We start from the raw sequence: 9144 nt of genomic DNA on the forward strand, positions 1-9144 counted from the left end.
CTCCGTAGGGGGAGCGCCGGAGAGGGGCGGGGCGGCCATCGGCGCCCGCGCCGTGCCGCGCGGCGCCGCAACGTGAACCGTAGGAGGCCGCCGTGAAACTGACGATCATTGGATGCTCGGGGAGTTTTCCCGGTCCTGACAGCCCCTCCTCCTGCTATCTGCTGGAGGCGGAGGGGTTCCGCATGCTGCTGGACTTCGGAAACGGCGCGCTCGGCGCACTCCAGAGGTACATCGGCCTGTACGACGTGGACGCGATCTGCCTGTCGCACCTGCACGCCGACCACTGCCTTGACATGTGCCCGTACCACGTGGTCCGCACCTACTCGCCCGAGGGGCCGCTGCCCAGGGTGCCGGTGTACGCGCCCGCCGACGCGCGCCGGCGCCTGAACTCGGCCTACGCGATGCCGGACGAGCCGCTGCTGGAGTCGGCCTTCGACTTCGTGGGGCTGACGCCGGGAACGTTCGAGGTCGGCCCGTTCGAGGTGACGGCCGCGCTGATGAACCACCCGGTGGAGACCTACGGCTTCAGGGTCTCCTACGGCGGGCGCTCGGTGGCCTACTCGGGCGACACCGGTGAGAGCGCCGAACTGGTCAAGCTCGCCTCGGGGGTCGACGTGTTCCTGTGTGAGGCGTCACACCTCGACCGGCCAGGACTCCCCGTCGACCTGCACCTGAGCGGCCGCCAGGCGGCCGAGCACGCGGCCAGGGCGGACGTGGAGACCCTGGTACTGACCCACCTGGTGCCCTGGAACGACCACGACCGGGTCAGGGAGGACGCCTCTCGCGGCGGGTTCGGCGGGCGGATGGAACTCGCACGAAGCGGGGTCCGGTATGACCTAGGGTGAACTGCATGGCTCGTGCAGATGGACGTTCTCCCGATCAGCTCCGCCCCGTCACCATCACCCGCGACTGGATCACGCACGCCGAGGGTTCGGTGCTCGTCGAGTTCGGCGGCACCAGGGTGCTCTGTGCCGCCTCCGTGCAGGACAGCGTGCCGCGCTGGCGCCGGGGCAGCGGTCAGGGCTGGATCACCGCCGAGTACGCCATGCTGCCGCGCGCCACGAACACCCGCAACGACCGCGAGTCGGTACGCGGCAAGATCGGCGGCCGTACGCACGAGATCTCCCGCCTGATCGGCCGCTCGCTGCGCGCCTGCGTCGACTACAAGGTCCTCGGCGAGAACTCGATCGTCATCGACTGCGACGTGCTCCAGGCGGACGGCGGCACCCGCACCGCCGCCATCACCGGCGCGTACGTGGCGCTGGTCGACGCGATCGCCTGGATGCGCAAGCGGAAGATGTGCGGCGCCGACCCGCTGGTCGACTCGGTCGCGGCGGTCTCCGTCGGCGTCGTCGGCTCGACGCCGCTGCTCGACCTCTGCTACACCGAGGACGTCGCCGCCGAGACGGACATGAACGTGGTGATGACCGGCTCCGGCGAGTTCGTCGAGGTCCAGGGCACCGCCGAGGGCAAGCCGTTCAACCGCGCCGCCCTCGACGAGCTGCTCGACCTCGGTGCGGCCGGCTGCGCGGAGCTCACCCGCCTGCAGCGGGAGGCCCTGGCATAAGCGTTTTCCGCCTGGGTGGGTAGGGTGTGACCGAATTCGAGGCAAGGGGATTGGTCATGAGCGGGGCCGTTGTGCACGAGAGCGATATGGGCAGGCCCCGCGTGGTCCTCGCCACCCGGAACGCCGGGAAGATCGCCGAGCTGCGCCGGATCCTGGCCGACGCCGAGGTCCCGGTGGAGATCGTCGGGCTTGAGGAGTTCCCCGAGATCGGCGACGTCGCCGAGACCGGCCTGACCTTCGCGGAGAACGCCCTGCTCAAGGCACACGCGGTGGCCCGGCAGTCCGGCCTGCCGGCGATCGCCGACGACTCCGGCCTCTGCGTCGACGCGCTGAACGGCATGCCGGGCATCTTCTCCGCCCGCTGGTCCGGAAAGCACGGCGACGACCTGGCCAATCTCGACCTGCTGCTCGCCCAGGTCTCCGACGTGCCCGCCGAGCACCGGGGCGCGCACTTCGCCTGCGCCGCCGCGCTGGCGCTCCCCTCCGGAGAGGAACGGGTGACCGAGGGGGCGCTGCACGGCGTGATCATCGACACCCCGCGCGGCGTCAACGGCTTCGGCTACGACCCGATCCTGCTGCCCGAGGGCGAGACCCGGACCACCGCCGAGCTGTCCGCCGCGGAGAAGGACGCCATCAGCCACCGGGGTCGCGCCTTCCGCGCCCTGGCCCCCATCCTCGCCGAGATGCTCGTCTGACGCTCCTTCGCTGAGCCCGGCTGCGGCTTCAGTGAGGCTCGCGCTGGGGCCCCCTGGCGGAGCCCGTACGAGAGAGCCGCGACGACGATCTCGTGGTTCGCGGCGCGGCTCACGCTGGGGGCGACGATCTCGTGCTCCTCGGCGGAGCCCGTCCGGGGAGCAGACGACGACCAGGGGCGACTGCTCGAGTCGGCCTGTAATCGCGGCGTAAGATCCCCCGCTCGCCGATGGGCGTAGCGTCGGAGGTATGCAGAGCAACAGGCGCATGCCCTCGTGGGCCGCGGCGCTGATCGGCCTGGTGTCCGGTGCGGTGGCGGTCGGGGTCTCCCTGCTCGTCGCGGGCCTGGTGAACCCCTCCGCCTTCCCGATCGTCGCGGTGGGCAACGCGGCGGTCGACCTCACCCCGGCCGTGCTCAAGGAGTGGGCGATCCGCACCTTCGGCGAGAACGACAAGGTCGTGCTGCTCGGCGGGATCTTCGTGGTCATGGCGTTCATCGCCGCCGCGCTGGGCATCGCCGCCGCCCGCGACGTCCGGTACGGCCTGGCGGGCCTGGCCGCCTTCGGCCTCGTCGGAGTCGTCGCCGTGCTGACCCGGCCGGAGGCCGGGCTCGCGGACGTCCTGCCGACCGTGGTCGGCGTCGGTGCGGGCATGTTCGCGCTGAGACGGATCATCCGCCGCTCCCTCGTGCCCGTCGAAGAGCTCGCCGGCGCCTCGACCGGTCCGTACGGCGACCGGGGGCACCCGACGCCCGGCGGCGCGGCGGGGGCCGCGCACGGCGCCGGACCGTGGGAGATCGAGCAGGAGGCGGCGCAGCAGGGCTCGCCGGAGGCCGAGGAACGGCCCGAGCCGGCCACGCCGCCGGTCATGCGGGCCGGGAGGGATCTGCGCGCGTTCGACCGCCGGGGCCTGCTGACCGGTGTGCTCGGCGGCGTCGCCGTCGCCGGAGTGGCCGGGGTCGCCGGGCGGATGCTGTCCGGGCGGGCCGAGGTGAGTGTGGCGCGCAACGGCATCACGCTGCCCAGGCCCGCGACCCCCCTCGCGCCGCTGCCCGCCGGGGTCGATCTCAGGATCAAGGGTCTGTCGCCGTTCGTCACCCCGAACAGCGACTTCTACCGGGTCGACACCGCCCTGGTCGTCCCCCAGGTGGACCCGAGCAGCTGGACCCTCAAGATCCATGGCATGGTCGACCGCCCGGTCGAGCTCACCTTCGCCGACCTGATGAAGCGCACCGTGGTCGAGGCCGACGTCACGCTCTGCTGCGTCTCCAATGAGGTCGGCGGCCCCTACATCGGCAACGCCCGCTGGCTGGGCGTCAGCCTGGCCGACGTGCTGCGCGACGCGGGCGTCCACAAGAACGCCGACATGCTGCTCAGCACCTCCGCCGACGGCTGGACCGCCGGAACCCCGGTCGACGTCGTCCTTGACGGCCGCGACGCCCTGCTGGCCTTCGGTATGAACGGCGAGGCGCTCCCCGTCGACCACGGCTTCCCGGTCCGCCAGGTCGTTCCCGGCCTGTACGGCTACGTCTCGGCCACCAAGTGGGTCACCGATATCAGGGTCACCCGCTTCGACGAGGACGAGGCCTACTGGACGCCCAGGGGCTGGTCCGCCAAGGGGCCGATCAAGACCGAGTCCCGCATCGACCTGCCCAGGGACGGCGCGAGCATTTCCGCAGGCCGCACCGTCGTCGCGGGCGTCGCCTGGGCGCAGCACAAGGGCGTGGACGCGGTCGAGGTCCGCGTCGACCGGGGCCAGTGGCGTCAGGCCCGCCTCGCCGAGGCCCCCACCGCCGACACCTGGCGCCAGTGGGTCCTCGACGACTGGGACGCCACCCCCGGCGACCACACCATCGAGGTCCGCGCCACCGACGCCACCGGCTACACCCAGACCGCCGACCGCGCCCCGGTGGCCCCGGACGGCGCCACCGGCTGGCACACCATCCAGGTACGGGTCGGCTGACTCAGGCCGTGTTCAAACCATCCCGGTGGTTCTCAATCGTTGACAGGGGTGGCTCGTTATCGTGGAGACGCCGCGCAGTCGCGAGGAAGGCACCGAGATGACCGGGCAGGACTGGAATCCCGGCCTGACGTACGCCGAGCGTAGCGAGCACGCTGGGGAGCGGATAGCCGGGGCGCGGAAGCTCCAGAACCTTACCCGGGAAGGCCTGGCAGGGCTCGCGAATGCCTCTCGGTGAACCGCCCCAGCGAAGACATGGATCTGTTCACTTCCAACGTCCGGAACGATTTCGCCGGCTGGCGCACAGCGCTTGCCCCGGCCTGTCCGGACGGTGGCAAGGATCAACCGCGGAGCGTTCTGTCCTGGCTCGGGTGGGTACCTCCGCTCGCAGGTGGACAAGAAGGGAATGCCGGTCGGGTCAGGCCCGTCGGAGCGAGGCGGGCCAGACGACGATGTCGGGCTGCAGGGGGTGGTCGGCGTTCTGGACGCCGATGGCCGCGAGACCGCCCGCGAGTTCCGTCGCCGTCGTACGGTGCAGCCAGAGGGCCGGGGCGTGCGGTCGTGCGGCCAGGTCCGGGGTGTCGACCAGGCCGTCGAGCTCCACGGTGACGGAGGAGCCGGTGACGCGCAGCCCGGTGATCGCATGTTCGGTGGAGTTCCACCTGGCGGTGCCGGAGGCGTCCGGGGCGATCGACAGGAACAGCGGCACCGCCCCCGAGGGCAGGTCGAGGCTTCCCGACCACTCGCCGCCGACCTCGGCGGCCGGTGCGGAGAGCGGGTCGCCGTCGGGTGAACCGTCGGCGCGTGTCAGCGGCGTGAAACCCGGCAGCAGGGCGGCCAGGATGTCGTTGGTCACCGAGATCAGCAGCTCCCTGCCGCTCTGCACGTTGGCCAGGGCCGCGATCACGATCCCCGCGGTGGGGACCGCGACCAGGTAGGCGGCCACCCCGCCCATGCTGCCGCCGTGGAAGGCGAGGGACAGATCACCGTGGCGCCGCACGCCCCAGCCGATCCCGTAGCCGTCGGCGCCGGGCCACGGCGCGGTGGGACGGTGGCTCGCGGCAAGCGCCTCGGCGGGCAGGGCGCTCGTGCCACCCGCGTGCGCGAGCCCGAAACGGAGCAGGTCCCGGACGCTGCACCAGGCCTCCGCCGCCGCGCCGTGCCCGGTGACGTAGGGCGGGTACGCCGATCCCGACGAGGTGTGACGCCGGGCGGCGCCGAGGCCGCCGTCCGGCTCACCGAACCGGGCCGACCACATCTCCAACGGTTCGAAGACCAGCTCGGACAGCGCGTCCGCCAGCGGAGAGCCGGTGACCTCCTCGATGATCGCGCCGAGCAGCTCGTAGCCGACGTTCGAGTACGTCTGCCGGACTCCCGGCGGGAACACGACGCGGGCGTAGGCTCGCAGCAGGTCGTTCTTGCTCGGCGCCCGATCGATCTCGTCGCCGTAGAAGAACCTGAGGAACGTCGGGAAACCACCGGTGTGGTTGGCGACCTGCCGGAGGGTGGGGACCGTTCCGTGGCCGGGCAGCGGCCGGTAACGCGACACCGGGGCGTCCAGATCGAGCGCGCCACGTTCGGCCAGGACGGCCAGTGCGGTGCCGACCATGGGCTTGGTGACGGAGGCCAGGCTGAAGGGGGTGTCGACCGTGGCGGCAACGCCGTCCTCGACCGACGCCAGCCCGAACGCGGCTTCGAGCACGGTCGTCCCACCGGCCGCGACGGCGAGCGCGGCTCCGGGCACCTCGCCCGAGTCACAGGCATCGCTCAGCCGGCGAGACGCCTGAAGGACGAGTGCGCTGATCCGGTCATCGGGTGTCATCGTCTCCCGTTCCTGCGTTGCGGCCCGTGTCAGGGCGACATCGGGCAAACCAACCTATCGATCTACCCGGTCGGTCTTGTGGGCCGGTCCGTTCGATCGCGAAACGCGGCGCCGGTCACGATCGAAGAGCGTGGCGTCTGACTCCGCCTCGCACCGGTCGCGTTCGCGGGTTCACCGGCGGGCAAGAAGCTGTTGTTGCGGCGGCGATCCGCCAGGTCCGCCGGGCGTTGCGCAGGGCAGCGGATGGATGGGATACCCGGCACGACGGGGCAGGGATGACCCTCCACGTGGGAGGGGAACAGGTGGTCGTGCGGCGTGCGGCGGAGCTACGCCTCGGCCCACTTCATCCGTGACGCCGTGAAACACCACCCCGAGGGAGACGCGTACATAAAATCCCGACCACGGCGCTTTCAATGCAACACGAATAAGACATTCTTGTTGCTATTTTTAGGTCCACTTTTACGCTCATCTTGGTGATGCAATAAAATGGGATTGATATAGCAAAACGGCAGGTCGGGCGGCATCCAAAAGGTTCGGTTTCGCGAATATGGCCCATTGGGCGTGGGTACGGTTCGTATGGCTCTTACGAAAACGGTGCGCGCACCGCAAACGCTGAAGGGGAAACCATATGACGACAACCACGGAGCGCCCCGCACCCACCGAGGCACCCGAGCGCGAGGGCGAAGAGCGCGCCTTCGGGGCGCTCCTGCTCGCCGCACTCATGCGCCGCCGTGAAGAGGTGGAGGAAGGCGGCCTCGATCACCCGCTCCTGCTTGCCGCGCTCATGCGCCGCCGTGAAGGGGGCGAAGAGGGCATCATCGACAACCCGCTCCTGCTCGCGACGTTGATGCGTCGCCGCGAGGAGGGTGGGGAAGGCGGCATCGGTCACCCGCTCCTGCTCGCGATGTTGATGCGTCGCCGGAGGCAACACGGTAGGAGTCTGATTGGCCACCCGCTCCTGCTTGCCGCGCTCATGCGCCGCCGCGAAGGGGGCGAAGAGGGCATCATCGACAACCCGCTCCTGCTCGCCGCTCTCGCGTGCCGGTAGCGGTCACAGGTAAGGACACCGTCCCCCAGTCGCCGGCGAAATCGGCAACTGGGGGACGGTTCACATCAACCGCAAAGGAGCACACCATGGCGACGGAGGACGCTGACAAGTCAGCCGGACATGAGCCGGTGGAGTCATTGATCGACGACCTCATCCGCGACATATTCAGCGAGGCCGGCCAGTCCACGAAGGCCCGCGTACTCGGCGGGGACTCGATGGCGACCCTGATCGAAACGGCTATCGCGTCGGCACCGCGCACGATGCCGATGGCGTCGATCGTCGAAAGACTCCTGGTCACCCAGGCTCTCGCGTCCGCCTTGGCCGATGCTCTGGCGCCCGCGCTGGCAGAGGCACTGGCTCCCGAGATCATGAAAGCCTTGGAGAACTATCCCACCGGAGAGCGAGCCAGTGGTGAGATGACCCCGGCAGGCAGGCAAGCCCAGCCCAGAGCCGGCAGAAGAAAGGCATGAAATATTCATCGCGCGGTCAGAACAATGCCTCCGGCGGGGGCGCTCTGGCTCCGGGATGAGAAGAAGTGCGCGGCGCGCGGATTTGATGGTGGCTGGGGTAGGGGAAAGACGCGCGGGAAGGATGTGCCATCTGCCCCGGCCGTCACACCGAGCAGGAGCAGGGAAAACCGCGCGGGCCGCTGGCCCGTGTATGGCCCGCCGCTGGTCGGCGTTGGTGATCCACAGCGAGACGCCGTGAAACAGTCCCCTCAAAGGCGAAATCGTATTTCGCCAGGTCAGAGCATGAATCAGTCCCCTGGCCAGGGCCGGAAACGATCTCTTGCGAGTGTCCCGGGGGAAGCTACGTTCTCTGGGAGATTTAGCACGCTGACAGCGTGTTAAATCCCCCAGAGGACAGAAAGTCCTTGGTCGCCGCCCCTGTAAATGGTCAACTCCGCCGTGCCGTGTTGGGAGTCGCTCTACTATCTGGCTCCCAGGGGTTGGGGGACGGGGGAGCCGGTGAGTGAGTGGAGTTTGGCCTCGGGGATGTACAACCCCGTGGTGACCGTGGACGGGCAGCGGTGGCGGGACTTCGAGCTGGAGTTTCAGGTGCCAGCGGCGGCGGTGCCCCGGGAGCGGGAGCGGATGCGCTGGGGGCCGGCCCGGCTGGACCAGTGCCGGCCGTACGGGGTGGCGGGCGGCCTGGCCAGGCCCGACCCGCAGACCGAGGAGGACATGCTGCGGGCCGTCCCCCTCACCGAGCAGGGCACCCCGCGCCGCTTCCCCGACCCGCGCGGCATGTGGATCAGGCTGATCAACGGGACCGGGCCGGCCGACGACCCGTTCCGGGCCACCAACGCGATCGACTGCGCGCTGTCGGTGCTCTCCACCTGGTACGGAGCCCCGGCGGTGGCCGCGCCCCGGCGGCCCGAGTACGACCGGGTCGGCAGGCCGCTGCTCAGCGGCGAGGCCGGGGGAGTGGCCAGGGCGGAGCGGTGGCTGGGACAGCGCTTCCAGTACGTGGGGCAGGGGCGCCACGCCTACCTCCCGATCGCGCAGGCGCTGCTGGCCGGGGGGCACGGCTCCTCGGCCATGGTCGTCAACCGCTGGCCGGCCGGGGGCAGCCACGCGTGGAACGCGGTGAACTTCGACGGCGAGGTGATCTGGATCGACGGGCAGCGGGGGCACATGGCGGTGGAGCCGCCGTACGAGTCGGTGACCGGTGTGTTCTGCGTCGTGATCGACAGGGAGGGGCGGCGGCTGTGAACCCGGACCAGGCCAGGGCGGTGGCGGAGGAGTACTTCAACGGCGTCCGTAGCGCGGGCGCCGCCGTCGAAATCAGGATTTATGCCTTTCAAGAGGGCTATGTCGCCTGGGCGAATGAGCCCGACTCCGACGACCCCAGCGTGCTGCCCGACACCGTCGGCTCCGGGTGCGTGGTCATCGACCGGGCCACCGGCGAGATCGTCATCCGGCCGCTGCTCAACCCCGAGACGGTGGCGGAGCAGTGGCCGGGACGCCGCCCCCGATAACGAAGACGTCCCGGCCACCATGCTCACCCCGTCCTGCCACGCCGGGCCGGATCAGGGAGTGTTCGGTTCGGTTC

At 70.3% G+C, this 9144-nt stretch carries 9 protein-coding genes; 8 read left to right on the forward strand and 1 reads right to left on the reverse strand.

Going from position 1 to position 9144, the window contains the following annotated elements:
• The first annotated feature begins 92 nt into the window (after positions 1 to 92).
• From ABT061_RS31500 to ABT061_RS31515, 4 genes are all read left to right on the forward strand, one after another.
• Positions 93 to 845 (forward strand): MBL fold metallo-hydrolase, encoded by a 753-nt coding sequence (locus ABT061_RS31500; RefSeq protein WP_350924800.1) that lies wholly within the window; start codon positions 93 to 95, stop codon positions 843 to 845.
• 5 nt (positions 846 to 850) lie between these two features.
• Positions 851 to 1567 carry a ribonuclease PH gene (gene rph / locus ABT061_RS31505; RefSeq protein WP_350924802.1) on the forward strand — a complete coding sequence of 239 codons (717 nt, stop codon included), beginning with the start codon at positions 851 to 853 and terminating at the stop codon, positions 1565 to 1567.
• Positions 1568 to 1623: 56 nt separating this feature from the next.
• Positions 1624 to 2262, forward strand: a complete 639-nt coding sequence (gene rdgB, locus ABT061_RS31510; protein WP_350924804.1) for an RdgB/HAM1 family non-canonical purine NTP pyrophosphatase — start codon at positions 1624 to 1626, stop codon at positions 2260 to 2262.
• 247 nt (positions 2263 to 2509) lie between these two features.
• Positions 2510 to 4222 carry a molybdopterin-dependent oxidoreductase gene (locus ABT061_RS31515; protein ID WP_350924806.1) on the forward strand — a complete coding sequence of 571 codons (1713 nt, stop codon included), beginning with the start codon at positions 2510 to 2512 and terminating at the stop codon, positions 4220 to 4222.
• Between the two features lie 415 nt (positions 4223 to 4637).
• Here ABT061_RS31515 and ABT061_RS31520 read toward each other — a convergent pair whose 3' ends face one another.
• Positions 4638 to 6041 (reverse strand): serine hydrolase domain-containing protein, encoded by a 1404-nt coding sequence (locus ABT061_RS31520; protein ID WP_350924808.1) that lies wholly within the window; start codon positions 6039 to 6041, stop codon positions 4638 to 4640.
• A 628-nt stretch (positions 6042 to 6669) separates the two neighbouring features.
• On the opposite strand from ABT061_RS31520, the gene ABT061_RS31525 reads away from it, so the two are divergent.
• The 4 genes from ABT061_RS31525 to ABT061_RS31540 all read left to right on the forward strand — a co-directional run bounded on the left by ABT061_RS31525 (position 6670) and on the right by ABT061_RS31540 (position 9070).
• The gene (locus tag ABT061_RS31525) at positions 6670 to 7089 is read left to right on the forward strand and encodes a hypothetical protein (protein WP_350924811.1); all 420 of its coding nucleotides are present in this window, start codon (positions 6670 to 6672) and stop codon (positions 7087 to 7089) included.
• Positions 7090 to 7175: 86 nt separating this feature from the next.
• On the forward strand, positions 7176 to 7559 hold the full coding sequence (locus ABT061_RS31530) for a hypothetical protein (RefSeq protein WP_350924813.1): 384 nt from the start codon (positions 7176 to 7178) through the stop codon (positions 7557 to 7559).
• A gap of 498 nt (positions 7560 to 8057) precedes the next feature.
• On the forward strand, positions 8058 to 8804 hold the full coding sequence (locus ABT061_RS31535) for a toxin glutamine deamidase domain-containing protein (protein ID WP_350924815.1): 747 nt from the start codon (positions 8058 to 8060) through the stop codon (positions 8802 to 8804).
• Complete coding sequence (locus tag ABT061_RS31540) at positions 8801 to 9070, forward strand: SUKH-4 family immunity protein (protein WP_350924817.1); 270 nt, start codon at positions 8801 to 8803, stop codon at positions 9068 to 9070. The genes ABT061_RS31535 and ABT061_RS31540 overlap by 4 nt, the downstream gene beginning before the upstream one ends.
• Positions 9071 to 9144 lie beyond the last annotated feature (74 nt).

The organism is Streptosporangium sp. NPDC002544 (assembly GCF_040295965.1).
In the GTDB taxonomy this organism is placed as follows: domain Bacteria; phylum Actinomycetota; class Actinomycetes; order Streptosporangiales; family Streptosporangiaceae; genus Streptosporangium.

Bases quoted from the DNA above. Each gene is read 5' to 3' on its own strand.
- ABT061_RS31520 (WP_350924808.1), bottom strand. From the start codon at position 6,041: ATGACACCCGATGACCGGATCAGCGCACTCGTCCTTCAGGCGTCTCGC.
- ABT061_RS31530 (WP_350924813.1), top strand. From the start codon at position 7,176: ATGGCGACGGAGGACGCTGACAAGTCAGCCGGACATGAGCCGGTGGAG.
- rdgB (WP_350924804.1), top strand. From the start codon at position 1,624: ATGAGCGGGGCCGTTGTGCACGAGAGCGATATGGGCAGGCCCCGCGTG.
- ABT061_RS31515 (WP_350924806.1), top strand. From the start codon at position 2,510: ATGCAGAGCAACAGGCGCATGCCCTCGTGGGCCGCGGCGCTGATCGGC.
- rph (WP_350924802.1), top strand. From the start codon at position 851: ATGGCTCGTGCAGATGGACGTTCTCCCGATCAGCTCCGCCCCGTCACC.
- ABT061_RS31525 (WP_350924811.1), top strand. From the start codon at position 6,670: ATGACGACAACCACGGAGCGCCCCGCACCCACCGAGGCACCCGAGCGC.